23 protein-coding genes are annotated in these 24,362 nt (G+C 53.4%); 8 read left to right on the top strand and 15 right to left on the bottom strand.

Features of this window, described 5'->3' with window-relative positions; genetic code table 11:
- Positions 1-77 precede the first annotated feature (77 nt).
- The gene (gene yciA, locus AFK63_RS07480) at positions 78-479 is read left to right on the top strand and encodes an acyl-CoA thioester hydrolase YciA (protein ID WP_038862584.1); all 402 of its coding nucleotides are present in this window, start codon (positions 78-80) and stop codon (positions 477-479) included.
- Between the two features lie 219 nt (positions 480-698).
- Here the strand turns inward: yciA and tonB are convergent, their stop codons facing one another.
- Positions 699-1,442, bottom strand: coding sequence for a TonB system transport protein TonB (tonB, locus tag AFK63_RS07475; protein ID WP_201764740.1), 744 nt, complete (start codon positions 1,440-1,442; stop codon positions 699-701).
- A 213-nt stretch (positions 1,443-1,655) separates the two neighbouring features.
- Between tonB and AFK63_RS07470 the strand changes: the two genes are divergently transcribed.
- Positions 1,656-1,952 carry a YciI family protein gene (locus AFK63_RS07470; protein ID WP_038862583.1) on the top strand — a complete coding sequence of 99 codons (297 nt, stop codon included), beginning with the start codon at positions 1,656-1,658 and terminating at the stop codon, positions 1,950-1,952.
- 84 nt (positions 1,953-2,036) lie between these two features.
- Here the strand turns inward: AFK63_RS07470 and AFK63_RS07465 are convergent, their stop codons facing one another.
- Both AFK63_RS07465 and AFK63_RS20295 read right to left on the bottom strand, forming a co-directional pair.
- Entirely contained in the window at positions 2,037-2,306 is a 270-nt protein-coding gene (locus tag AFK63_RS07465; RefSeq protein WP_038862582.1) for a hypothetical protein, read from the bottom strand.
- Between the two features lie 495 nt (positions 2,307-2,801).
- A complete protein-coding gene (locus AFK63_RS20295; RefSeq protein ID WP_100207185.1) occupies positions 2,802-2,975 on the bottom strand; it encodes a YciY family protein in 174 nt (57 codons plus the stop codon).
- A gap of 144 nt (positions 2,976-3,119) precedes the next feature.
- Between AFK63_RS20295 and cls the strand changes: the two genes are divergently transcribed.
- Both cls and AFK63_RS07455 read left to right on the top strand, forming a co-directional pair.
- Positions 3,120-4,580: a cardiolipin synthase gene (cls, locus tag AFK63_RS07460; protein WP_038862581.1), complete on the top strand. Its 1,461-nt coding sequence runs from the start codon at positions 3,120-3,122 to the stop codon at positions 4,578-4,580.
- A 34-nt stretch (positions 4,581-4,614) separates the two neighbouring features.
- Positions 4,615-4,944 carry an HI1450 family dsDNA-mimic protein gene (locus AFK63_RS07455; RefSeq protein WP_108695667.1) on the top strand — a complete coding sequence of 110 codons (330 nt, stop codon included), beginning with the start codon at positions 4,615-4,617 and terminating at the stop codon, positions 4,942-4,944.
- A 26-nt stretch (positions 4,945-4,970) separates the two neighbouring features.
- Here the strand turns inward: AFK63_RS07455 and AFK63_RS07450 are convergent, their stop codons facing one another.
- The 7 genes from AFK63_RS07450 to AFK63_RS07420 all read right to left on the bottom strand — a co-directional run bounded on the left by AFK63_RS07450 (position 4,971) and on the right by AFK63_RS07420 (position 12,864).
- Positions 4,971-5,807 (bottom strand): ion transporter, encoded by an 837-nt coding sequence (locus tag AFK63_RS07450; RefSeq protein ID WP_038862580.1) that lies wholly within the window; start codon positions 5,805-5,807, stop codon positions 4,971-4,973.
- Between the two features lie 45 nt (positions 5,808-5,852).
- Positions 5,853-6,857, bottom strand: coding sequence for a murein tripeptide/oligopeptide ABC transporter ATP binding protein OppF (oppF, locus tag AFK63_RS07445; RefSeq protein WP_038862578.1), 1,005 nt, complete (start codon positions 6,855-6,857; stop codon positions 5,853-5,855).
- The gene (gene oppD / locus AFK63_RS07440) at positions 6,854-7,867 is read right to left on the bottom strand and encodes an ABC transporter ATP-binding protein (RefSeq protein ID WP_038862577.1); all 1,014 of its coding nucleotides are present in this window, start codon (positions 7,865-7,867) and stop codon (positions 6,854-6,856) included. Before oppD ends, oppF begins: the two co-directional genes overlap by 4 nt.
- Before the next feature lie 11 nt (positions 7,868-7,878).
- Positions 7,879-8,787, bottom strand: coding sequence for an oligopeptide ABC transporter permease OppC (gene oppC / locus AFK63_RS07435; RefSeq protein WP_038862575.1), 909 nt, complete (start codon positions 8,785-8,787; stop codon positions 7,879-7,881).
- A gap of 14 nt (positions 8,788-8,801) precedes the next feature.
- A complete protein-coding gene (oppB, locus tag AFK63_RS07430; protein WP_038862574.1) occupies positions 8,802-9,722 on the bottom strand; it encodes an oligopeptide ABC transporter permease OppB in 921 nt (306 codons plus the stop codon).
- An 83-nt stretch (positions 9,723-9,805) separates the two neighbouring features.
- Entirely contained in the window at positions 9,806-11,434 is a 1,629-nt protein-coding gene (oppA, locus tag AFK63_RS07425; protein ID WP_038862573.1) for an oligopeptide ABC transporter substrate-binding protein OppA, read from the bottom strand.
- 791 nt (positions 11,435-12,225) lie between these two features.
- Entirely contained in the window at positions 12,226-12,864 is a 639-nt protein-coding gene (locus AFK63_RS07420; protein ID WP_038862572.1) for a YchE family NAAT transporter, read from the bottom strand.
- Between the two features lie 481 nt (positions 12,865-13,345).
- Between AFK63_RS07420 and adhE the strand changes: the two genes are divergently transcribed.
- Entirely contained in the window at positions 13,346-16,027 is a 2,682-nt protein-coding gene (gene adhE, locus AFK63_RS07415; RefSeq protein WP_038862570.1) for a bifunctional acetaldehyde-CoA/alcohol dehydrogenase, read from the top strand.
- 309 nt (positions 16,028-16,336) lie between these two features.
- Here adhE and tdk read toward each other — a convergent pair whose 3' ends face one another.
- Positions 16,337-16,942, bottom strand: coding sequence for a thymidine kinase (gene tdk, locus AFK63_RS07410; protein ID WP_038862569.1), 606 nt, complete (start codon positions 16,940-16,942; stop codon positions 16,337-16,339).
- 541 nt (positions 16,943-17,483) lie between these two features.
- Between tdk and hns the strand changes: the two genes are divergently transcribed.
- Positions 17,484-17,897, top strand: coding sequence for a histone-like nucleoid-structuring protein H-NS (hns, locus tag AFK63_RS07405; protein ID WP_007679581.1), 414 nt, complete (start codon positions 17,484-17,486; stop codon positions 17,895-17,897).
- 108 nt (positions 17,898-18,005) lie between these two features.
- Here the strand turns inward: hns and AFK63_RS07400 are convergent, their stop codons facing one another.
- The 4 genes from AFK63_RS07400 to rssB form a co-directional block, all read right to left on the bottom strand.
- Positions 18,006-19,019, bottom strand: a complete 1,014-nt coding sequence (locus AFK63_RS07400) for an NAD-dependent epimerase (RefSeq protein ID WP_038862567.1) — start codon at positions 19,017-19,019, stop codon at positions 18,006-18,008.
- 14 nt (positions 19,020-19,033) lie between these two features.
- Positions 19,034-20,374, bottom strand: coding sequence for a UDP-glucose dehydrogenase family protein (locus AFK63_RS07395; protein WP_038862565.1), 1,341 nt, complete (start codon positions 20,372-20,374; stop codon positions 19,034-19,036).
- A gap of 22 nt (positions 20,375-20,396) precedes the next feature.
- Positions 20,397-21,305 (bottom strand): UTP--glucose-1-phosphate uridylyltransferase GalU, encoded by a 909-nt coding sequence (gene galU / locus AFK63_RS07390; protein ID WP_038862564.1) that lies wholly within the window; start codon positions 21,303-21,305, stop codon positions 20,397-20,399.
- A 201-nt stretch (positions 21,306-21,506) separates the two neighbouring features.
- Complete coding sequence (rssB, locus tag AFK63_RS07385; protein ID WP_038862563.1) at positions 21,507-22,520, bottom strand: two-component system response regulator RssB; 1,014 nt, start codon at positions 22,518-22,520, stop codon at positions 21,507-21,509.
- A gap of 401 nt (positions 22,521-22,921) precedes the next feature.
- On the opposite strand from rssB, the gene AFK63_RS07380 reads away from it, so the two are divergent.
- Both AFK63_RS07380 and purU read left to right on the top strand, forming a co-directional pair.
- Positions 22,922-23,380 carry a YchJ family protein gene (locus AFK63_RS07380; RefSeq protein WP_071603673.1) on the top strand — a complete coding sequence of 153 codons (459 nt, stop codon included), beginning with the start codon at positions 22,922-22,924 and terminating at the stop codon, positions 23,378-23,380.
- 51 nt (positions 23,381-23,431) lie between these two features.
- Complete coding sequence (purU, locus tag AFK63_RS07375) at positions 23,432-24,274, top strand: formyltetrahydrofolate deformylase (protein ID WP_038862560.1); 843 nt, start codon at positions 23,432-23,434, stop codon at positions 24,272-24,274.
- Positions 24,275-24,362: the final 88 nt, after the last annotated feature.

The raw sequence follows: 24,362 nt of genomic DNA, 5'->3' as shown, positions 1-24,362 counted from the left end.
ATGATACGTTCGCACCGCGCCCTTCGGCTTTGCCCGCGTGCGGAACGATAACCTGAAAACAACAACTGAGAAGCCCCATGACGACAGAGCAAGCCACCCCGCAAGGTGAACTGGTTTTACGTACCCTGGCCATGCCCGCTGATACCAACGCCAACGGCGATATCTTTGGCGGCTGGTTGATGGCGCAGATGGATATTGGCGGCGCAATCCTTGCCAAAGAGATTGCGCATGGACGTGTGGTAACGGTGCGCGTGGACGGCATGACGTTCCTGCGCCCGGTGGCGGTCGGCGATGTGGTCTGCTGTTATGCGCGCTGCGTGAAGCGTGGCAACACCTCGGTGACAGTCAATATTGAAGTCTGGGTAAAGAAAGTCTCTTCCGAACCGCTCGGCCAGCGCTACCGCGCCACCGAAGCGCTATTTATTTATGTCGCGGTAGATGACGACGGCAAACCGCGCCCGCTGCCGCCCGTGGCGTAACGCCATAAAAATCCCCTACCTGGAAGGGGCATTGATATCGGCTCTGTGGGGCGTACTAAAAGCCCTAATAGAAAATCCCGGCCTGTTCTGAAAGATTTAAATCCAAAGACAATAAGGCAAAGCCAAAACCTGTTGCTGACTACCTCCACAGGAGGTGGTGTTCAGATGGGTATAAAAAAAGCCAGAGACGATGCTCTGGCTTTTCTGACTGGCGGGACGTTATTGCATGGTGGCTCCGCCGTTGATGCGGAACACAATATTCACAATCAGGCCGGTGCCCGGTTTTCCGGCTTCATAACGCCATTTACGCATCGCCTGTTTCACCTCGCGCTCGAACATATTGGCGGGTTTGGCGGAGAGGATCTGCACGTTTTCCACGCTGCCGTCCGCCGCGACGTCAAATTTTACCCGCACCTGACCTTCCATACGCAGCGCATAAGCGCGCGCAGGGTATTGCGGCTGATTGCGGCTTAGCGCGCGAGGGCCTGCCGGCGCAACATTCGCTGGCGCTGCGGGCGCCGGACGCGACGCGGTCGTGGTGGCGCGCGTCGGAGTGTTGTTTTCAAACGGTGACGCCGGACGCGGCTCAGCTGGTTTAACTTCCCGCTTCGGCCGCTCCTCTACCTTTTTCACCGGTTTGGGCTTTGGTTTCGGCTTAGGTTTTGGCTTCGGTTTTTCAATAACCACCGGCGCCTCTTTTGGCGGCTCCGGCACCGGCTCGGGTTCCGGTTCAGGCTCGGCGACAGGCTCTGGCGGCGGCTGCACCACTTCCGGCTGCGGCGGTTCAAGCGCTTCAGGCGCGACCATCGTCACCGAAATCGGCTGAGAAGGCGCCGGCATTTCAACAACCTGATTTACCGAAGTATAAAGCACAGCCGCCGCCACAATGGCGCCATGGATCGCGACGGAAAGCAGTGTCGGCCACGGAAAACGGCGAGGCATATCGAGGGTCATTGAAGTCATAGTCGTTTCACTGAATGAATGAGGGCTTAATTTTAAATGCAAATAGCAATCATATTCAACAACTCAGCCTGATTCGGCCTGATTTGTTCAGCGAAGTGGCGAAATTTACCGCTTAAATGTTAAGGATTTAACAGGCCTTTTATGTTTACGTTGCACACTCTGCGGCTTTCACCTACCGTTATTCACCTTGCCGTTTCATAAAAGGAGTGCGACGTGCTTTATGTAATTTATGCGGAAGATGTGGCTGATTCTCTGGAAAAGCGTCAGTCGGTGCGCCCTGCGCATCTGGCTCGTTTGCAACTGTTGCATGATGAGGGCCGTCTGCTGACTGCAGGGCCAATGCCTGCGGTAGACAGCAACGATCCGGGTGCGGCGGGTTTTACCGGCTCAACGGTGATTGCCGAATTCGCCTCGCTGGATGCCGCTCAGGCCTGGGCTGAAGCCGACCCCTATATCGCGGCGGGCGTCTATAAGACCGTGGCGGTGAAGCCGTATAAGAAAGTATTCTGACCGCCGCCATCAGGCTGCGTGAATCTTAAGGGCATTAACTGACGTTATGCCCTTTTTTTGCACGGTCATGTTACTTAACGAGTGTTATTTGCCGCCCGGCACCAGGCGCAGCATCGTCACGGAAGCGTTATTTCTTGCGGCATGACACTTATGCGACGTCACAAACTGACGGGCCGCTTCGCAGGCGGAGACGCTCTCCGGCAAGCGCTGGCTGGCGGTCACGGCCTCTTTGGCAAAGCCGAAAATACCGCTGGTTAAATTTCTGTCTTCGAAAGTTCTGGGACGTGCGCCGCAGGCTCCTTTGCGTAACAAAAATTTATGGATTTCTGTCAGAAATTCCTCTTGCTTGGTCATAAACGCTCCATCAGTTACGGATGAAAGTTGCAGTTGCAGGAATACAAGTTCTCGATGACATTAATCTAACCTGGCCGGACCAGAAACAATCGCCGGAAATAACATTAAAAATGCTTCATTTTACATTAGAGCAATTATCACCGGCGGGAATACAGCATATATTTCAAAGTGTGAATTTACGTTAAGTTATGGAAACAATTTTAATGCATTGATTTTTAAGGATTATAAACAACTCATTCAGCATAATCTCACTTATGAAATATTTAAAAATGAACGGCTTTCGTTGTCGATTTTTTATACCAGAATATTCCTAATTTTATTTAAACTCATTAGCGCGGCGCGGGAAGTCGCTTGCCGGAATTTATCTCAAATTAGACGAAATCAAACGGGTGAGAAAAAGGATATAACAGCGGAATTAGCGCGGCGGTAAATGGCGAAAGGGAGTGTGTCAGAGAGGTATTCGGGGGCACCGCAGGCGGTGCCCTTTCACTACGTTTAGCGATCGTGGATGGCAAACAGCAACGAATTGCGCTGACGATTCACAAGACATTTTCTGATAGCGTGAATTCGCATATTGCGTCGGGATTGTGCTTCCAGCCAGCGAGCTTTACGCCGTTGAGACTGTCGCTGCATGCGCCAGCGCCCAACTTCCGTTCTACTACGCCTCATTTCTGATACTCTTGACTGAAACAGAACCGTCATTATAGCCCCTTCCCGCCCGCAGGCCAGCGCTTTTCTGGCAGGTTCTTATTGGTGTGCGACGGCGTTATGCGTAAACTCTTAACGATACGCTTTTTAAAGGATTTTTAATCTATGACAACCTTCTACACGGTCGTGAGTTGGCTGGTCATTCTGGGATACTGGTTGCTTATCGCAGGCGTGACGTTGCGCATTCTGATGAAACGCCGCGCCGTTCCCTCCGCTATGGCCTGGCTGCTGGTCATTTATATTCTCCCGCTGGTTGGAATAGTCGCGTATCTGTCTGTCGGCGAACTGCATCTTGGCAAACGCCGTGCCGAGCGCGCGCGCGCCATGTGGCCCTCCACGGCGAAATGGCTCAACGATTTAAAAGCCTGTAAGCATATCTTCGCCGAGGAAAACAGCGCCGTGGCGAGCGCCCTTTTTCAGCTATGCGAGCGCCGCCAGGGTATCGCGGGCGTCAAAGGTAATCAGTTACAACTGCTGACCACCTCCGATGACGTGATGCAGGCGCTGATCCGCGATATTCAGCTCGCCCGGCACAATATCGAGATGGTCTTTTATATCTGGCAGCCTGGCGGCATGGCGGATCAGGTGGCGGAATCGCTGATGGCGGCGGCCCGCCGCGGGGTGCACTGTCGACTGATGCTCGACTCCGCAGGCAGCGTCGCGTTTTTCCGCAGCCCCTGGGCGGGTATGATGCGCAATGCGGGTATCGAAGTGGTGGAAGCGCTGAAGGTCAACCTGATGCGTGTATTCCTGCGCCGCATGGACCTGCGTCAGCATCGCAAAATGATCATGATCGACAACTATATTGCCTATACCGGCAGTATGAACATGGTCGACCCGCGCTATTTCAAACAGGATGCGGGCGTCGGCCAGTGGGTGGATCTGATGGCGCGCATGGAAGGCCCGGTCGCCACCGCGATGGGTATCGTTTACTCCTGCGACTGGGAAATTGAAACCGGCAAACGGCTGCTGCCCCCCGCGCCGGATGCCAATATCATGCCGTTTGAACAGGCGAGCGGACACACTATTCATACCATCGCCTCCGGCCCCGGATTTCCGGAAGATCTCATTCACCAGGCGCTGTTAACATCAGTCTATGCAGCGCGTGAATATCTGATTATGACTACGCCCTACTTCGTACCGAGCGACGATCTGCTACATGCCATTTGTACGGCGGCGCAGCGCGGTGTGGATGTAAGCATTATTCTGCCGCGTAAAAACGACTCACTGCTGGTGGGGTGGGCCTCCCGCGCGTTCTTCAGCGAGCTGCTGGCGGCGGGTGTGAAGATTTATCAGTTCGAGGGCGGCCTGCTGCACACTAAAAGCGTACTGGTTGACGGCGAGCTGAGCCTGGTCGGCACTGTTAACCTGGATATGCGCAGCCTCTGGCTTAACTTTGAAATTACGCTGGTTATCGATGACGCGGGATTCGGCGCCGATCTGGCCGAGGTACAGGATGATTACATCTCCCGCTCGCGCCTGCTGGATGCGCGCCTGTGGGTGAAACGTCCGTTCTGGCAACGCGTGGTAGAGCGACTGTTTTACTTCTTCAGCCCGTTGCTGTAAAACGTGCCCAACATCATTTACTGGGGTAGTCACGATGGAAATGGATCTGAATAACCGCCTGACGGAAGACGAAACGCTCGACCAGGCCTATGACATTTTTCTGGAGCTGGCGCCGGATAATCTCGATCCGGCAGATATCATTCTGTTTAATTTACAGTTTGAAGAGCGCGGCGGCGCGGAGCTGTTCGACCCGTCTGAAGAGTGGCTTCAGCATGTCGATTACGATCTGAACCCGGACTTTTTCTCCGAAGTCGTCATCGGCCTTGCCGAACAGGACGGCGAAGAAATTACCGACGTTTTCGCCCGCGTGCTGCTGTGCCGCGAAAAAGATCACAAGCTGTGCCACATCCTGTGGCGTGAATAATTGCCAGCGGCGCGGCATCCGCCGCGCTATTTCTCCCCTGCCATTTTCGTCCCACACGCCTGACAATAGTTCGCCTGCGCGTCATGTGACGCTCCGCATGCCGGACAGCGCCGCGCCGCTTTTCGCTCCGCCAGCGCGCTGGTCATCTGCGCGGTAATAATCCCCGTCGGAATCGCAATTACCGAATAGCCGATAAGAATTAACAGCGACGCCACGGCTCGCCCTCCTGCGGTATGCGGGGTGATATCGCCGTAGCCAACCGTTGTTACCGTCACCACGGCCCAGTAGACCGACGTGCCGAGCGTAGTAAAACCGCTGGCGGCACCTTCGATGCCGTACATCAGAGAGCCTGCGATGACCATCACAATGGAGATAAACGCATAGAACACGATAAGCTGGTGACGGGCGTTGACTATGGCCTGCCAGAGTATGCTTGCGGATGACATCATGCGCAGCAGCTTGAGAATACGCAGCACGCGTACGGCGCGTAGTGCCCGCCAGATGAAGAGATAGTTCATGCCAAGCTCCGGCCAGAGCCACAGCACATAGAGCGGCAGCACCGTCGCCAGGTCGATAATGCCCCAGAAGCTCAGTGCGTAGCGCGCCGGATTGGGCCAGACGGCAAGGCGCAGCAGATATTCCAGCGTAAAAACGCATGTGATGCCCACCTCCAGCGAGACGAAGAGGTGCCATTCGTCATAGGTGAGATGGTACTGGGTGCCGATGCCTGACTCGATAAAAACGACGATGACGCTGAACAGCGCGAACAGGCCGCAGAGCGCTTCAAAGCGTCGGCCGCTGCGCTGGCGTTGATCGAAGAGGAGATGGTATGCGCGTTGACGAAACTCTGTTATCCCTGACACGTTGTCCTCGCAGAAAAAAGGGCTGGCACCTGCCAGCCCTTGCGATTATAACGGGTCCACCTTCAGGCAGGAAACCGCATGGCGGAAACTGCCCTCCAGCACCGGTCGCGTCTGGGCGCATTCCGGGCCGGCCATTGGGCAACGGGTGCGGAACACGCAGCCAGACGGCGGATTAATGGGCGATGGCAGCTCGCCTTCCAGCAGTTGAATGGTCTTGTTCTTTTCCAGATCCGGATCCGGGATCGGCACCGCCGACATCAGCGCGCGGGTGTAAGGATGTAGCGGATGATGATAAACCTCATCATAGGTGCCAAGCTCGACCGCGTGACCGAGATACATCACCAGCACGCGATCGGAAATGTGCTTCACCACCGCCAGATCGTGGGCGATAAAAATCAGCGACAGGCCCATTTCGCGCTGCAATTTCTGCAACAGGTTCACAACCTGCGCCTGAATCGACACATCAAGCGCGGAGACCGGTTCATCGCAGATGATGAGCTTCGGCTCCAGGATAAGCGCACGGGCGATACCGATACGCTGGCACTGGCCGCCGGAAAACTCATGCGGATAGCGGTTAACCAGGTTTGGCAGCAGGCCCACTTTCATCATCATCGCTTTGACGCGGTCACGCACTTCCTGACGCGACATTTTCGGATGATAGGTACGCAGCGGCTCAGCGATGATATCGCCGATGGTCATACGGGGGTTCAGCGAGGCCAGCGGATCCTGGAAAATCATCTGGATATCGCTGCGCACATCGCGCCACTCTTCCGGCTTCATACCCATCAGATCTTTGCCAAGCCACGCGACGCGGCCGCTGGTGGCTTTTACCAGGCCAATAATGGCGCGCGCGAAGGTAGATTTGCCGCAGCCGGACTCACCCACCACGCCCAGCGTTTCGCCTTCGTACAGGCGCAGCGTTACGCCATCGACCGCTTTTAATGTTTTGGACGGCTGCCAGAACCACTGTTTGCCGTCTTTGATGTCAAAATGCACCTTCAGGTCGGCCACTTCGAGCAGGACTTTTCTCTCTTCAGCTACGGTGCTCATTTCAGCTCCTCCACCGGTTTAAAGCAGGCGCGCAGGCGGCCTGGAGCGAACTCCTCAAGCGGCGGCGCGGTGCTGCAGATCTCCATCGCATGCGGGCAGCGTGGCTGGAACGGACAGCCTTTCGGCAGGCGCAGCAGGTTCGGCGGGTTGCCTGGAATAGTGAGCAGCGATTCCCCTTCCGCGTCGAGACGCGGTACGGCGTTCAGCAGACCGATGGAATACGGGTGCGCCGGATCGTAAAAGACATCGCGCGCTTTGCCATATTCCATGGTGCGGCCCGCGTACATCACCAGTACTTTGTCGCAGATGCCCGCCACCACCCCGAGGTCGTGGGTGATCATAATGATGGCGGTGTTGAATTCACGCTTCAGCTCGTTCAGGAGCGTCATGATCTGCGCCTGGACGGTGACGTCGAGCGCGGTCGTCGGTTCGTCAGCAATCAGAAGTTTGGGACGGCACAGCAGCGCCATCGCAATCATCACGCGCTGACGCATACCGCCCGAAAACTCGTGCGGATACATACGCATGCGCTTGCGTGCTTCCGGCATTTTCACCGCATCCAGCATGCGGACCGACTCTTCAAACGCTTCGCCTTTGCCCATGCCTTTATGCAGCATCAGCACTTCCATTAGCTGTTCGCCGACACGCATATACGGGTTCAGCGACGTCATCGGATCCTGGAAAATCATCGAAATCTGCTCGGCGCGCAGGCGGTTTAGCTCGCGCTCCGGCAGGTTGAGGATTTCACGGCCGTTGAATTTTGCCGAGCCGCCGATGCGGCCGTTGGCGGCGAGCAGGCCCATCAGCGCGAACGCGGTCTGGGATTTGCCGGAGCCGGATTCGCCGACGATACCGAGCGTTTCACCGGCGCGCAGGCTGAAGTTCAGGTCGTTGACCGCAGTCACGTCGCCGTCAGGCGTCCCGAAGGTGACGCGCAGATCTTTAACATCCAGCAGCGTCGCTTGTGACGCGGCGGCAGTCTGCGGCGCAGAGAGTTCAATGGTGCTCATGGCGGCACTCCTTAACGATCTTTCGGGTCGAGGGCATCACGCAGACCATCGCCGATAAAGTTAAAACAAAACAGGGTGACCACCAGGAAACCCGCCGGGAAGAGCAGCAGCCAGGGCGACACTTCCATCGAGTTGGCGCCATCACTCAGCAACGCGCCCCAGGAGCTGAGCGGCTCCTGCGTACCGAGGCCGAGGAAGCTTAAAAAGGATTCAAAGAGGATCATGCTCGGCACCAGCAGCGAGGCGTAAACCACCACGACGCCCAGCACGTTCGGCACAATATGACGCACGACGATATTGGCCGTCGACACGCCGCCGACCTGGGCTGCTTCGATGAACTCTTTACGTTTCAGGCTCAGCGTCTGGCCGCGCACGATACGCGCCATGTCGAGCCAGGAGACCATCCCGATAGCAACAAAAATCAGCAGGATGTTCTGACCGAAAAAGGTCACCAGCAGAATGACGAAGAACATGAACGGGAAGGAGTTGAGGATCTCCAGCAGACGCATCATCACCGAATCCACTTTGCCGCCGAGATAGCCGGAAAGCGAACCGTAGAGCGTGCCGACGATCACCGCCACCAGCGCCGCCGCGACGCCAACCATCAGCGAAATACGCCCGCCGATAGCGACGCGCACCAGCAGGTCGCGCCCGGAGGAGTCGGTGCCGAACCAGTGACCGGATTCGGTATCTGGCGCGCTCGACATCATGCCCCAGTCGGTATCGAAATAGCTGAACTGCGACAGCATCGGCGCCAGGGTTACAAAGAGCGCGATAATGGCCAGCACAATCAGGCTCGCCACCGCCGCGCGGTTATGCATAAAGCGACGGCGGGCATCCTGCCACAGGCTACGCCCTTCTACTTCCAGTTTTTCACTGAAGTTTTCCAGCGCCTCGCTGTTTTTCTTACTCAACATCATGGCGTACTCCAGTGTCAGTAACGAATTTTCGGATCGATAACGGCATACAGCACATCGACGATCGCGTTAAACAGAATGGTCAGCGCGCCGACCAGAATCGTCAGGCTCAGTACCAGCGAGTAATCGCGGTTGAGCGCGCCGTTCACGAACAGCTGGCCGATACCCGGCAGGCCATAAATGGTTTCAATAACCATTGAACCGGTGATGATCCCGACAAACGCCGGTCCCATGTAGGAGAGCACCGGCAGCAGCGCGGGTTTCAGCGCGTGGCGCAAGATAATGCGACGCATCGGCAGCCCTTTGGCGCGAGCGGTACGGATAAAGTTGGAATGCAGCACTTCAATCATCGAGCCGCGAGTGATACGCGCGATGCTGGCGATATAAGCCAGAGAGAGCGCGACCATCGGCAGGATCATGAATTTCAGCGCCCCGCCGTTCCAGCCACCGCCAGGCAGCCAGTGCAGGGTTATTGCAAAGATCATCACCAGCAGAGGCGCCACCACAAAGCTCGGAATGACCACGCCGGTCATCGCCACCCCCATGACGGCGAAATCCCATTTGGTGTTTTGCTTGAGCGCGGCCATCACACCTGCCGCGACGCCCAGCACCACCGCAAGTAAAAACGCTGCGGCGCCTAATTTAGCGGAAACCGGGAAACTGGAGGCCACCAGATCGTTAACCGAATAGTCCTTATATTTAAAGGACGGACCGAAATCACCTTTCGCCAGCTGCTTCAGATAATTGAAGTACTGGGTCATGATGGGGTCGTTAAGATGATATTTCGCCTCGATATTCGCCATGACTTCCGGCGGAAGATTACGTTCGCCGGTAAAAGGACTGCCCGGCGCGAGACGCATCATAAAGAAGGAGATAGTAATTAGAATAAACAGCGTCGGAATCGCTTCCAGACAGCGACGTAAAATAAATTTCAACATTGCCCGTACCTTCTGGCGTGTGCCTTTGACTCACGGAAAAATAAGACACAGTGGGGCAGAAAGCCCTGCCCCACGAATTGCCATTAATGTTTGATAATATACAGGTTTTTAACGTAGATATTATCCAGCGGGTCTTTCCCGGTGTAACCACCCACCCACGGTTTCACCAGACGGGCGTTCACGTAGTAATACACCGGCACGATGACTGAATCTTTATCCAGCTGCTGCTCTGCTTTGTTGTAGAGCTCGCTACGCTGCGCTTCGTCGGAGACCTGCAGCGTTTCCTGCATCACTTTATCGAACGCTTCGCTCTTATAGTGCGAGGTGTTGTTCGAGCTGTTGGACAGCATGGTGTTCAGGAAGGAGGTCGGTTCGTTGTAATCTGCACACCAGCCCGCACGCGCCACGTCGAAGTTGCCCTGATGACGGGTATCCAGGAAAGTTTTCCACTCCTGGTTTTCCAGCTTCACGTTCACGCCCAGGTTTTTCTTCCAGATAGACGCGGCGGCGATCGCCAGTTTTTTATGCAGGTCGGAGGTGTTGTACAGCAGATCGAATGTCAGCGGTTTATCAGCCGTGTAGCCTGCTTCCGCCAGCAGTTTTTTCGCCTCAGCGTTTCGCTGCTCCTGAGTCATTTTGAACCAGGCCGGCTCGGTGAATTTCGCGCCATCGGTGTACGGCGGGGTATAACCATACGCCGGCAGGTCGCCCTGATTTTTCACTTTGTGGACGATGATGTCGCGATCCAGACCCAGTTTCAGCGCGGTACGTACGCGCGGATCGTTAAACGGCGCTTTCTGGTTGTTGATTTCGTAATAATAAGTGCACAGGTACGGATCGACGTGCACTTCTTTTGGGATCTCTTTTTTCAGCTTCTGGAACAGCTCAATCGGCATGTTGTTATAGGTCATGTCGATTTCGCCGCTGCGGTAACGGTTAACGTCCGTCACTTCAGAAGAGATAGGCAGATAGGTGACTTCGTTAATAACAGTCTTCGCGTTATCCCAGTAGTTGGTATTGCGCTCAAGCACGATGCGCTCGTTCACCACCCAGGATTTCAGTTTGTATGCGCCGTTAGAAACGATGTTTGCCGGCTGGGTCCATTTCTCACCAAATTTCTCAACGGTGGCTTTCGGCACCGGAGACATAGAGGAGTGCACCAGCAGCTTATAGAAATAAGGCACCGGCTCGCTCAGAGTCACTTCCAGCGTGTGGTCGTCAATCGCTTTTACGCCGAGATCGGTGGCCGGTTTTTTACCGGCGATGATGTCGTCGATATTGGTGATATGGCCGTACTGCAGATAGCTTTCATACGGAGAGGCGGTTTTCGGATCAGCCAGACGCTGCCAGCTGTAAACGAAATCCTGTGCTGTGACCGGCTCGCCATTGGACCATTTCGCGTCTTTACGCAGATGGAAGGTCCAGACTTTGAAATCTTTGTTATCCCACTTTTCGGCAACGCCCGCGCTCGGGTGGCCTTCCAGGTCGGTCACCAGCAGACCTTCAAACAGATCGCGGTTGATGTTCGACTCAGGCACGCCTTCAATTTTGTGCGGGTCGAGAGACTGGACTTCCGAACCATTATTGCGCACCAGCGTCTGTTTTTCCGCCAGTTGCACACCCGCAGGAACATTCGCAGCCATTGCGTTACCCGCGATTAGCGCAGAAAGGATCCCCGCAGCTACCAGACTTTTTTTTGTGATGATGGACATTGTGTTGGTACTCCACTCATTATTATTACTGACCAAAGTCAGCCCGTTCTCCCCTTTATGGGGACCTGTGCAGCGCAGGAGCTTTCGCGTCTGCCAGGTGGTTTTTCTTTTTACTACTTGCTATCACCGACTTTATTTATCACGGCCGCTCTCTGGCAGCCTGGCGTCGATTCTTTTTCTGCCCTTCCCTGTTTAAGGGCAGTCTCTTTTCGCGCGTCCTGTTGAAGGAAAGCGCTTTCATACGAAAATCATTCTCATCTGCTGATAATTCGCAGGCAAATGTTTTGCCGGAAAGTATCAAATGCGTGAATTGTGCGCCAATACAATTTACAAATTTGTTAACCGCTTCTCTTTTGTCGCGCCAGCAGGCCTTACACCAGAGTTTATAAAAAGGAAGGTTCTTGAGGTTTTTTCTTTATAAAACAATCGTTTGAACCATAAAGCAGCGTTCTCCTGACGGTGTGACACTGCGCACCCCGGATCGCAACATAAAGTTAACAACTGGACAAAAATTAGCACATTTATCTGCGGTGGCGTTGAAATTACTAATAACATTTCGTTAAACCCGCATCAATACTCAAAGTATCATGTGACAAAAATAACAGACTGATTGCTTTATTTATGAACGGCAGGGATGTAACGGCCCGTGTAATTCTTTGTTTTAATAATGCTTTAGCAGATATCAGATAAAGTTATGAGATAAAAAGCGAAGCGAGGCGTGTGATAGGAAATGCTAATATTAAAAGAAAAAAGCGAAGCTTTCGCTCCGCTTTTTCGATGAAAGGAAATGACTAACTTACCAGCCCTGGAAACAACGCTTTTATCCCTGTCACAATAAATTCAATACCCAGCGCCATGAGCAGCAGGCCCATGATACGGGTAATGACGTTGATGCCCGTCTGACCAAGCAGACGCACCAGCCAGGGCGCCAGGCGAAAGACGCCCCAACAGCAGGCGGCGAACAGCGCGATGGCGAGCGTGAAGCCCAGCATATATTGCCAGCTGTGGTAGCGCGTCCCCCAGACGATGGTTGAACTGATAGCGCCAGGCCCCGCCATTAACGGCAGCGCCAGCGGCACCACACCGATGCTCTCGCGAATCGCCGTTTCCGACTTCTCCTGTTTGTTTTGTTTATCTTCGCCCAGCTTCCCGCTGATCATCGACATGGCGATAGTCACCACCAGAATGCCGCCCGCGATGCGAAACGAGTCGATAGAAATGCCGAAAACCTGGAGGATGGCGTCACCCAGGAAAAGTGAGGTCCAGAGAATAATGGCAACAGACAGGTTGGCCGTCAGGTTGGTTTTATTGCGCGCGGCCGCAGTCTGGTAGCTGGTCATGCTAATAAAAACGGGAATGATGCCCACCGGGTTTACCAGCGCGAAAAGGCCAATAAAAAATTTAAAAAACGTCGGCAAATCAAACAACATTGAATTCAAGGGAAGCTCCGCAGATTGGTAGGGCAACGGCGTCGCGTAATGTAATCCAAAACCCCTGCTTACGCTATGCCATTGCGCCTTAATGCATTCTGGATCTCGCGCTCAATTGACCGCGTCGACCTGTGTTATTCTTTTGTTAGTTTTATGGTAATTTAAATTTCCGAAGCTGTAGCAAATATATTAACCATCGCTGAAATACCCTTTAAAGGGCTGCTGAAAGGAGTCAGCATGGGGTTAAATTGATTTAGATCACGCTTTTGCTACTCAGAAGTGAGTATCTTGATGATGCCGCCAGGGAGTAAAACATTTTCCAGATAAATGTTTTCAGGCAAGGCTCTTTTAGTAAATCAGCGAAGGTTACTGGTCGTATTGCTGGTAAACCTGTCTGTAACGCACGCTGTTTGGGGCTGACTATACTGTCGTTTCGAGCAGATGATTTACTAAAAGAGTTTAACATTATCAGGAGAGCATTATGGCTGTTACTAATGTCGCTGAACTGAACGCCCTCGTCGAGCGCGTCAAAAAAGCCCAGCGTGAATATGCCAACTTCACCCAAGAACAGGTTGACAAAATCTTCCGCGCCGCCGCTCTGGCCGCTGCAGATGCTCGAATTCCCCTCGCTAAAATGGCCGTTGCCGAATCCGGAATGGGTATTGTCGAAGATAAAGTGATCAAAAACCACTTTGCTTCCGAGTATATCTACAACGCCTATAAAGACGAGAAAACCTGCGGTGTACTGTCTGAAGATGACACCTTCGGGACTATCACCATCGCCGAACCTATCGGCATCATCTGTGGTATCGTCCCAACGACTAACCCGACGTCTACCGCTATCTTCAAATCTCTGATCAGTCTGAAGACGCGTAACGCCATCATCTTCTCTCCACATCCGCGCGCTAAAAATGCCACTAATAAAGCGGCCGATATTGTCCTGCAGGCTGCGATTGCTGCGGGTGCGCCAAAAGATCTCATCGGCTGGATCGACGAACCTTCCGTCGAACTCTCTAACGCGCTGATGCACCATCCGGATATCAACCTTATCCTTGCGACCGGTGGGCCGGGCATGGTGAAAGCCGCATACAGCTCCGGTAAGCCTGCTATCGGTGTAGGTGCCGGTAACACGCCGGTGGTTATCGACGAAACCGCGGATATTAAACGTGCGGTTGCTTCTGTACTGATGTCCAAAACCTTCGACAACGGCGTTATCTGTGCATCTGAACAGTCTGTCGTGGTAGTTGACGCTGTGTACGACGCCGTTCGCGAACGTTTCGCGACGCATGGCGGCTACCTTCTGCAGGGCGCTGAACTCAAAGCGGTGCAGAACATCATCCTGAAAAATGGCGGTCTTAACGCGGCAATCGTAGGTCAGCCTGCGGTGAAAATTGCCGAAATGGCAGGTATTACCGTGCCGGCTACGACCAAAATTTTGATTGGTGAAGTGACCGTTGTTGACGAAAGCGAGCCGTTCGCTCACGAAAAACTTTCTCCGACGCTTGCGATGTACCGCGCAAAAGATTTCGAAGACGCGGTAGAAAAAGCAGAGAAACTGGTCGCGATGGGCGGTATCGGCCACACCTCTTGTCTGTACACCGACCAGGACAACCAGCCTGAACGTGTCGCGCACTTCGGTCAGATGATGAAAACGGCACGTATCCTGATTAACACCCCTGCGTCTCAGGGTGGTATCGGTGACCTGTATAACTTCAAGCTCGCGCCTTCCCTGACTCTGGGTTGTGGTTCATGGGGTGGTAACTCCATCTCTGAAAACGTTGGTCCGAAACACCTGATCAACAAAAAAACCGTTGCTAAGCGAGCTGAAAACATGTTGTGGCACAAACTTCCGAAATCTATCTACTTCCGTCGCGGCTCACTGCCGATTGCGCTGGATGAAGTGATTACTGATGGTCATAAACGCGCCATGATCGTGACTGACCGCTTCCTGTTCAACAACGGTTATGCCGATCAAATCACCTCCGTGCTGAAAGCGGCTGGCGTTGAAACCGAAGTGTTCTTTGAAGTAGAAGCTGACCCGACTCTGAGCGTTGTGCGCAAAGGCGCTGAACTGATGAATTCCTTTAAACCGGATGTCATCATCGCCCTGGGCGGCGGCTCCCCGATGGATGCCGCGAAAATCATGTGGGTGATGTACGAACATCCGGAGACCCACTTCGAAGAACTGGCGCTGCGCTTTATGGATATCCGTAAACGTATCTACAAGTTCCCGAAAATGGGCGTGAAAGCGAAAATGATCGCTGTCACCACAACGTCAGGTACCGGTTCAGAAGTTACGCCGTTCGCAGTGGTCACCGACGACGAAACCGGTCAGAAATATCCGCTGGCGGACTACGCGCTGACCCCGGATATGGCGATTGTCGACGCCAACCTGGTCATGGATATGCCGAAATCCCTCTGCGCCTTTGGCGGTCTGGATGCGGTCACCCACGCGCTGGAAGCTTATGTTTCTGTTTTGGCTTCTGAATTCTCTGACGGCCAGGCGCTGCAGGCGCTCAAACTGCTGAAAGAGAACCTGCCGGCGTCCTATCATGAAGGGTCGAAAAACCCGGTAGCGCGTGAGCGTGTGCACAGTGCAGCCACCATCGCCGGTATCGCGTTTGCGAACGCCTTCCTGGGCGTGTGTCACTCTATGGCGCATAAACTGGGCTCTCAGTTCCACATTCCGCACGGTCTGGCGAACGCCCTGCTGATCTCCAACGTTATTCGCTATAACGCGAATGATAACCCGACCAAGCAGACCGCATTCAGCCAGTATGACCGTCCGCAGGCGCGTCGTCGCTACGCTGAAGTGGCTGACCATCTGGGTCTCTCTGCGCCGGGCGACCGTACCGCAGCGAAAATCGAGAAACTGCTGGCGTGGCTGGAAAGCATCAAAGCGGAGCTGGGTATTCCGAAATCCATCCGTGAGGCTGGTGTTCAGGAAGCAGACTTCCTGGCGCATGTGGATAAACTCTCTGAAGATGCTTTCGATGACCAGTGTACTGGCGCCAACCCGCGCTACCCGCTGATTTCTGAGCTGAAACAGATCCTGCTGGATAGCTTCTATGGCCGTGAATTTAAAGAAGGCGCAGAAGCAACCCAGACGGAAACCGCTCCGGTTATCCTGAAAGCTGACAAAAAAGCGAAGAAAACCGTTTAAGCGTGTTTAAACGCAAAAACCCGCCGCCTGGCGGGTTTTTTTATGCTTGAAGAAATTAACCCGCCGTTTGCAATGCGCCTCTGCCCGACAACGCTCCGCTCTTATGAATCGCGTTCTGTCGCTGCGTATCACCATTGATAATCTTTACCTGGCCCGATCCGAGTCCGCATCTGAGCGGCGCCGTGAGCGACAGGAGCCCCGAACAGAGTGACACCGGGGCCGCAGCAGTTCCATCACCAATAAAAAAAGCCTCAGCGCGATTCTGAGGCTTTATACGGTGAGAATAACCCTTTAACTGCCTGCGCCGTTTTAATGGCCCTGTACGGCTTTCAGAGAGCCTTTTTCCAGCGCCTCTTTATAATGCTTCCGGCACACCGAAACATAGCGCTCGTTGCCACCAATAACGACCTGCTCGCCCTCGTTGTAAGGCCGTCCTTCATAATCGAGACGAAGCACCATACCCGCCTTGCGCCCACAGAAACAGACCGTTTTCAGTTCGACCAGTTTGTCAGACCAGGCCAGCAGATACTGGCTACCGCTAAACAGCTCGCCGCGAAAGTCGGTACGCAGGCCATAGCAAAGCACAGGAATATCCAGCTTATCGACCACATCTGACAGTTCATATACCTGTTCGCGGGTCAGAAACTGGCTTTCATCCACCAGGACGCAATGAACAGGCGCCTGCTCATGTTCATCGCGAATATCATTTAATAAAGAGGTCTGCTGATTATAAAGCTTTGCAGGCGAGGATAATCCTATGCGCGAACTGACCTTACCAGCGCCAAAACGGTCGTCAATTTCTGCGGTATAAACCAGCGTGCGCATTCCCCTTTCCTGATAGTTATATGACGACTGAAGTAATGCTGTCGATTTACCGGCATTCATTGCCGAATAGTAAAAATAAAGTTGCGCCATCTGCTCGATAACCCTGGCTTAAGTGTTGGTACGTTGCAGCCAGTGTATCATATTCTCTGTAACCGGCGTGTAGCTGCCTTTGCCTGGCGCAGACATTTCTTATATAGCGATACGCGAAAGGCGCTGTGCACAACATGTTGAAACAAATTCGCACCGCGCATTGTGGATAAACTGTGGAGATAGCCGCCATTTCAGGCGGTTAATCAAATAACCATTGCTCGCTTACTATTCTAATATCTCCCCCACCGTAACCATTGGCGACTCCACTAATACAAAGGGAGCATATTTTTCCCAACCAATAATAATCCCTTAAAAAATGGTGTTTCTCCGAGAATTCGGGGCAGGCACCGCGGATGGTGCGGCAGTTTAGCGCCAGTAACTTTGTGCGTCAGTTCAAGGAAAATTTAAGTTTCGCGTTTTTAAATGACCACAAATAATCCGATATTTTGACTTCCTTACATTTGGGGCTATTGCAGAACTGAATTTAAGGCTCTATTATTAGCTCAACACACCACCCCATTATAAGTTTGAGATTACTACAATGAGCGAAGCACTTAAAATTCTGAACAACATCCGTACTCTTCGTGCACAGGCGAGAGAATGTACTCTGGAAACTCTGGAAGAGATGCTGGAGAAATTAGAAGTGGTTGTAAATGAGCGCCGTGAAGAAGAAAGCGCCGCCGCTGCGGAAATCGAAGAACGTACTCGTAAATTACAGCAGTACCGTGAAATGCTGATTGCTGACGGTATTGACCCGAATGAATTGCTGAACAGCATGTCTGCCGCTAAAACCGGTACTAAAGCTAAACGTGCTGCACGCCCGGCTAAATATCGTTACACCGACGAAAACGGCGAAAGCAAAACCTGGACTGGCCAGGGCCGTACGCCTGCTGTGATCAAAAAAGCGATCGACGAGCAGGGTAAACAACTGGACGATTTCCTGATCAAGGATTAATTTCGCCAGACAGTGCTTTCGGTGCTGTATAAAAAAACCCGCCTCGGCGGGTTTTTTTTAAAGCCTCTCACAACGCATAAGAGGCTTTCGGGCAGGAAGCCCTGTTGGCTAGTCGGTCACGTTATAAAACGCCTTATACCACTCTACAAAGCGTTTTACGCCCTCTTCCACTGAGGTCTGCGGTTTAAAACCGATAACATTATAAAGCGCGGAGGTATCAGCGCTGGTTTCCAGCACGTCGCCCGGCTGCATCGGCAGCATATTTTTCTGCGCCTCTTTGCCAAGCGCTTTTTCCAGAGCGGAAATATAATCCATTAACGCAACGGGTGCGCTGTTGCCGATATTATAAACACGATAAGGCGCGGAACTGGTGGCTGGAGAGCCGTTTTCCACAGTCCACTGCGGGTCGGCCTGAGGAATAACATCCTGTAGGCGGACGATAGCCTCAGCAATATCGTCGATATAAGTAAAATCGCGACGCATCTGCCCGTGGTTATAAACATCAATGCTGCTGCCTTTGACAATCGCCTGGGTAAATTTAAACAGCGCCATATCCGGACGGCCCCACGGCCCATATACGGTAAAAAAGCGCAGCCCTGTTGTCGGCAGACCATACAGATGCGAATAAGTATGCGACATCAGCTCATTGGCTTTTTTCGTTGCCGCATATAAAGAGACCGGATGATCGACGGAATCGTCAGTGGAAAAAGGCATTTTACGGTTAAGCCCATAAACTGAGCTTGATGAAGCGTATAATAAATGCTCAACCTTATGATGGCGGCAACCTTCCAGAACGTTTAAATGGCCGGTAAGGTTCGCATCCGCATAAGCATGAGGATTTTCCAGTGAATAACGCACGCCAGCCTGCGCCGCCAGATGAATGACGCGCTGCGGTTGATGCTGCGCAAATAAGGATTCCATTGCCTGACGATCGGCCAGATCAATTTTTTCGAAATGAAATGCGGTGTTTTGTTGAAGAAGATTGAGGCGGGCAAGTTTCAGATTGACGTCATAATAGTCATTCAGGTTATCGATACCGATAACCTGGTGACCGGCTGCCAGCAGACGTTCACTGACATGAAAACCAATAAAGCCTGCTGCGCCGGTAACCAGAAATTTCATACGACCCTCATTAATTATGCAATGTTGATAGATGCTCCACGGCCAATTGCATAATAAACAAAGCCGCGTTTGCTGAGCCTTGCCGGATCATACAGGTTACGACCATCAAAGATAACCGGTTCTTTCAGGGAATTTTTAATGAAATCAAAATCCGGTGCGCGGAATGCCTGCCACTCGGTACAGATAATCAGCGCGTCCGCGCCCTGAAGCGCCGCCTCTTTGGTGCCCATCAGACGTAAATCCGCACGATGTCCGTAAATGCGCTGGGTTTCATCCATCGCTTCCGGGTCGTAAGCCTGAACGGTCGCGCCATGTTTCCACAGCTCTTCCATCAGCACGCGGCTTGAGGCTTCACGCATGTCGTCGGTATTCGGTTTGAAGGAGAGACCCCACAACGCGAAAGTTTTGCCTTCGAGATTGTCGCCAAAATGACGGCGAATGAATTCCGGCAGCTTCATTTTCTGATCGTTGTTGACGTCTTCCACCGCGCGCAGCAGACGCGGTACGTAACCGATATGCTCCGCGGTGCGGATCAGCGCCTGCACGTCTTTCGGGAAGCAGGAGCCGCCGTAGCCGCAACCCGGATAGATAAAGTGGTAGCCGATACGGGAATCGGAGCCGATGCCCTGGCGCACTTTTTCAACATCCGCGCCCAGACGTTCCGCCAGGTTGGAGATCTCGTTCATAAAGCTGATTTTGGTCGCCAGCATGCAGTTGGCGGCGTATTTGGTCAGCTCTGCGCTGCGGATATCCATCAGGATCATGCGATCGTGATTGCGGTTGAACGGCTCATAGAGTTCGCGCAGCAGTTCGACAACATCATCGTTGTCGGTGCCGACGACGATACGCTCAGGACGCATGCAGTCTGCAACCGCGGCGCCCTCTTTCAGGAACTCCGGGTTAGAAACCACGTCGAACGGGAAATCCGCGCCGCGCGCTTTCAGCGTTTCGCTCATCACCTGACGCACTTTATCGGCAGTGCCCACCGGAACGGTGGATTTATCCAGCACGACTTTATGGCCGGTCATATGCTGGGCGATGGTACGGGCTACCGCCGTCACATATTTCAGGTCAGCGGAGCCGTCTTCGTCCGGCGGCGTACCCACGGCGATAAACTGCATCACGCCGTGGTTAACGCCTTCTGCGGCGTCAGTGCTGAAATGCAGACGCCCTTCTTCATAATTCTTCTTCACCAGCGGCGTGAGGCCGGGTTCATAAATCGGGATGATCCCCTTTTTCAGGTTCTCAACCTTGTTGGCGTCAACGTCGATACACATCACGTCGTGCCCAACTTCCGCCAGTACAGCAGCCTGTACCAGCCCCACGTAGCCAATACCAAATACGGTTACTTTCATTCACGTTGTCCTGGGTGATTAATTACTTCTTGTCGCCAACGGTATCGTTGAGCCAGGCTTTAAACTCTTCACCCAGCGTATTGTGGCGAACGCCGTATTCAACGAAGGCCTGCATATAACCCAGTTTGTTACCGCAGTCGTGGCTCTTACCTTTCATGTGGTAAGCCTCAACGGTTTCTTTATCCATCAACATGGCGATGGAATCGGTCAGCTGGATTTCGTCACCCGCTCCCGGAGGCGTTTTCGCCAGCAGCGGCCAGATGTCCGCGCCAAGCACGTAACGACCCACTACCGCGAGGTTAGACGGCGCCACATCGGCTTTCGGTTTCTCGACGATACCGACCATCGGCACGCTGTCGCCCGGCTGCAGCTGCGCGCCCTGGCAATCCACTACGCCGTAAGCGGTCACATCGGCGACTGGCTCAACCATGATCTGGCTGCGGCCCGTTTCGTCGAAGCGTTTAATCATTTCCGCCAGGTTGTCCTGAGAGAGATCGGATTCGAACTCATCCAGAATCACGTCCGGCAGAATAACCGCAACCGGCTCGTTGCCGACAACCGGATGCGCGCACATGACCGCGTGGCCCAGACCTTTCGCAAGGCCCTGACGCACCTGCATGATGGTAACGTGCGGCGGGCAGATAGACTGCACTTCTTCCAGCAGCTGGCGCTTAACGCGTTTTTCCAGCATCGCTTCGAGTTCAAAGCTGGTATCGAAGTGGTTTTCGATGGAATTTTTTGAGGAGTGAGTGACCAGAACAATCTCAGTAATGCCAGCGGCAATACACTCATTAACGACATACTGAATTAACGGTTTATCCACCAGCGGCAGCATCTCTTTTGGAATCGCCTTCGTGGCCGGCAACATCCTGGTTCCTAATCCCGCAACCGGGATTACTGCTTTTTTCACTTTCGAATTAATGGCAGCCATTGAATATTCTCCTGGACTGTTCAAGTTTCACACTTGTTCGTCAATTAAAAACGCGTTCGAGTATATCAGCTTAAATTTGGGGAAAGAGTCTGAATACCCTTGCGTCATAGCAATTTAGGACAAATACGAAGAAAACTGACGCGATATTAGCACCTGAGCAGACAGCCTGGAAAAGCTATCTGCATCAGATAAATCAAATGCTCATTCCGCAGACAACATGAGTCTTAAGCGGCCGCCGGCACCCCAGACCTGGCATTGCCAGGACTCGCAGCGCTGGCTGATTTGATTTAAGTAAGTATTACCCAGAGTGCCCAAAGGGACACCATTACTGAGCTGAATTTGGTTGTCTGCGGTATTTAGCGTGGCGTTAAGACCCGCGGAGACTAATATGAGGTTTTTTAATTCGCTGTGGTAATAACCGACCAGCAAAGGGAATTGTCCGTACAAATTCGCCTGGCGTAACAATTGATTTACCTGCTTAAGTAAAGCCCCAAGCTCAGGTAAACGTTGACGTTGTTGAGAAAGCTGTTCTTGCAGCAAACCGTTAAACAACGCGCGCAATAATAGCGCAGCCAGCACCCCGTTATCGGCGGCGCGCGTTACGTCAAGACAATAAAACGCCAGGTCGTGATCGGAAATAGGCGCAATATCCAGCACCAGCCCAAGTTCATCGGCGGCGACCAGCTGGCGGTAATTGACGCGGCAGTGCGACATCACCTGCTGTACCGGCGGCTGGAGCTCTTTCAACAGCTTCGCCGCAGCGTGCGGGTTATTAACCAGCGCGTCCCAGTCCTGGAACAGCCGCTCCTCTTCCTCGACGCGCGAATTAAACATATTGGGATAGAGGCAGGCGTAAACGGTTTCACGCAGCCGGTTAAAATCTTTAACAGGCTTCAGCAGCACGTCCTGCACGCCGAGGCGCAGGGCTTTGGCGATATCCGCCATATTGTCGGTCGCGGAAATCACCAGAATGGGCGTCTGATCGCCGTCATTGCGCAGACGCTCAATAAGCTTCAGACCGTTCATTCGCGGCATTTCCAGATCGCAAATCAGCAGATCCGGCGTCGTACCGTGCATTTTTTCCAGCGCGTCGACGCCATCTTCGGCGACCCGCGTCTGCGCGCCCAGCGAAGAAAGCCACGCCTCAAGCATCGAGCGAAAAACCGCTTCATCTTCAACAATGAGGATCTGTTTTCCGGCTAATGGTTGCGTCATTTCTCCCCCCCTGAATGACATGTTGCCAAGTGTGGCATGTTCAGGCGGGCCGTGCCTGTCAGAATTGCCCGAAGAATGTAAGCGCAACAGGAAGAAACATAACGCTTTTGCGCCTGGCGCCTGAAAGCGGGGGTGATAGTGTCCTGTGACCAAAAGATAAACTGCAGCATGTGAATACTTTATTTTATACCTTTGTGTAAGGCTAAGCCTTGCTGTGTGTAGGTTCGCCACGGCATCAGCGCCCGGGCGTAAAGGTCTGCGTTGTCAGCGGTATCGGACGGCGCCCGAATCTTCGCCGCCCAGCGCCTGAAGCTGCGGGCGGCGTGGCGTCAAGGCCGTCGCTCGGTTAACATAGTACCGCTGTGGCGTTTAACGCCTTATTTTGTCCTCAAGGAGAAATCGTGTCGCAACTTTGTCCTTGCGGTAGCGCTCTGGAGTATAGCCTATGTTGCCAGCCTTATCTTTCTGGTGACAAGAGCGCGGCCCTGGCATCACAACTTATGCGCTCTCGCTACTGCGCTTTCGTGCTCAAAAATGCGGATTATCTGATAAAGACCTGGCATCCCGCCTGCCAGGCTGACGCGCTGCGCGCCGATATCGAAGCGGGTTTTGCCCATACACAGTGGCTTGGCCTGACGATTTTTGAAGAAGCGCCCGGTCATACCCAAAGCGAAGCGTACGTCAGTTTCGTGGCGCGTTTCCAGGAAAATGGCAAAACCGGCGCGATTATCGAGCGTTCCCGTTTTCTCAACGAGCAGGGGCGCTGGTACTATATCGACGGCACCCGCCCGGTATTTGGACGTAACGATCCGTGCCCGTGCGGCTCCGGGAAAAAATTTAAAAAGTGTTGCGGGCAATAAACCGCCGACGGACAACACATCTGGCAAACCATCAACAGGATCACCCCTGCAATGCAAGCATTACAACGTAAAGTACTGCGCACCATCTGCCCTGATCAGAAAGGGCTCATCGCGCGCATCACCAATATTTGCTACAAGCACGAGCTGAATATCGTGCAGAACAACGAATTCGTCGATCACCGCACCGGCCGCTTCTTTATGCGCACCGAGCTGGAAGGCATTTTTAATGACGCCACGCTGCTTGCCGATCTCGACAGCGCCCTGCCTGCGGGCTCGGTACGTGAGCTTAACCCGGCCGGACGCCGCCGGATCGTAATTCTGGTGACCAAAGAGGCGCACTGCCTGGGCGATCTGCTGATGAAGGCCAACTATGGCGGTCTGGACGTGGAAATTGCGGCGGTCATCGGCAACCATGACACCCTGCGCCCGCTGGTCGAGCGTTTTGATATTCCGTTTGAGCTGATAAGCCACGAAGGGCTGACTCGCGAGGCGCACGATAATCTGATGGCGGACGCCATCGCGGCGCATCAGCCGGATTATGTCGTGCTGGCGAAGTATATGCGCGTTCTGACGCCGGATTTTGTCGCCCGCTTCCCGAACAAGATTATTAACATTCACCACTCGTTCCTGCCGGCGTTTATCGGCGCGCGTCCCTACCATCAGGCGTATGAGCGAGGCGTGAAGATCATCGGCGCGACGGCGCACTATGTAAATGACAATCTGGATGAAGGCCCCATCATCATGCAGGACGTCATCCATGTGGATCACACCTACACGGCGGAAGATATGATGCGCGCCGGACGCGACGTTGAAAAAAATGTCCTCAGCCGCGCGCTCTACCAGGTGCTGGCCCAGCGCGTGTTCGTCTACGGTAACCGCACGATTATTCTGTAAGAAATGCCCGTATCTGTTTAGGTTTAACACGTTACGGGTAAAAAGTACGCAATCAATCGTGATTGATTCACGGAAGGCTTTACAGGGG

The organism is Cronobacter muytjensii ATCC 51329 (genome assembly GCF_001277195.1).
GTDB lineage: Bacteria > Pseudomonadota > Gammaproteobacteria > Enterobacterales > Enterobacteriaceae > Cronobacter > Cronobacter muytjensii.
Note: the sequence above shows the minus strand (reverse complement) of the source record. Positions and strands in the feature narration are given on the sequence as shown.

Coding starts and splice junctions, on each gene's coding strand:
- oppC (WP_038862575.1), bottom strand. CDS start 8,787: ATGATGTTGAGTAAGAAAAACAGCGAGGCGCTGGAAAACTTCAGTGAA.
- cls (WP_038862581.1), top strand. CDS start 3,120: ATGACAACCTTCTACACGGTCGTGAGTTGGCTGGTCATTCTGGGATAC.
- tdk (WP_038862569.1), bottom strand. CDS start 16,942: ATGGCGCAACTTTATTTTTACTATTCGGCAATGAATGCCGGTAAATCG.
- oppF (WP_038862578.1), bottom strand. CDS start 6,857: ATGAGCACCGTAGCTGAAGAGAGAAAAGTCCTGCTCGAAGTGGCCGAC.
- hns (WP_007679581.1), top strand. CDS start 17,484: ATGAGCGAAGCACTTAAAATTCTGAACAACATCCGTACTCTTCGTGCA.
- AFK63_RS07395 (WP_038862565.1), bottom strand. CDS start 20,374: ATGAAAGTAACCGTATTTGGTATTGGCTACGTGGGGCTGGTACAGGCT.
- AFK63_RS20295 (WP_100207185.1), bottom strand. CDS start 2,975: ATGAGGCGTAGTAGAACGGAAGTTGGGCGCTGGCGCATGCAGCGACAG.
- AFK63_RS07455 (WP_108695667.1), top strand. CDS start 4,615: ATGGAAATGGATCTGAATAACCGCCTGACGGAAGACGAAACGCTCGAC.
- adhE (WP_038862570.1), top strand. CDS start 13,346: ATGGCTGTTACTAATGTCGCTGAACTGAACGCCCTCGTCGAGCGCGTC.
- oppD (WP_038862577.1), bottom strand. CDS start 7,867: ATGAGCACCATTGAACTCTCTGCGCCGCAGACTGCCGCCGCGTCACAA.
- galU (WP_038862564.1), bottom strand. CDS start 21,305: ATGGCTGCCATTAATTCGAAAGTGAAAAAAGCAGTAATCCCGGTTGCG.
- oppB (WP_038862574.1), bottom strand. CDS start 9,722: ATGTTGAAATTTATTTTACGTCGCTGTCTGGAAGCGATTCCGACGCTG.
- oppA (WP_038862573.1), bottom strand. CDS start 11,434: ATGTCCATCATCACAAAAAAAAGTCTGGTAGCTGCGGGGATCCTTTCT.
- AFK63_RS07400 (WP_038862567.1), bottom strand. CDS start 19,019: ATGAAATTTCTGGTTACCGGCGCAGCAGGCTTTATTGGTTTTCATGTC.
- AFK63_RS07465 (WP_038862582.1), bottom strand. CDS start 2,306: ATGACCAAGCAAGAGGAATTTCTGACAGAAATCCATAAATTTTTGTTA.
- yciA (WP_038862584.1), top strand. CDS start 78: ATGACGACAGAGCAAGCCACCCCGCAAGGTGAACTGGTTTTACGTACC.
- rssB (WP_038862563.1), bottom strand. CDS start 22,520: ATGACGCAACCATTAGCCGGAAAACAGATCCTCATTGTTGAAGATGAA.
- AFK63_RS07420 (WP_038862572.1), bottom strand. CDS start 12,864: ATGTTGTTTGATTTGCCGACGTTTTTTAAATTTTTTATTGGCCTTTTC.
- tonB (WP_201764740.1), bottom strand. CDS start 1,442: ATGACTTCAATGACCCTCGATATGCCTCGCCGTTTTCCGTGGCCGACA.
- purU (WP_038862560.1), top strand. CDS start 23,432: ATGCAAGCATTACAACGTAAAGTACTGCGCACCATCTGCCCTGATCAG.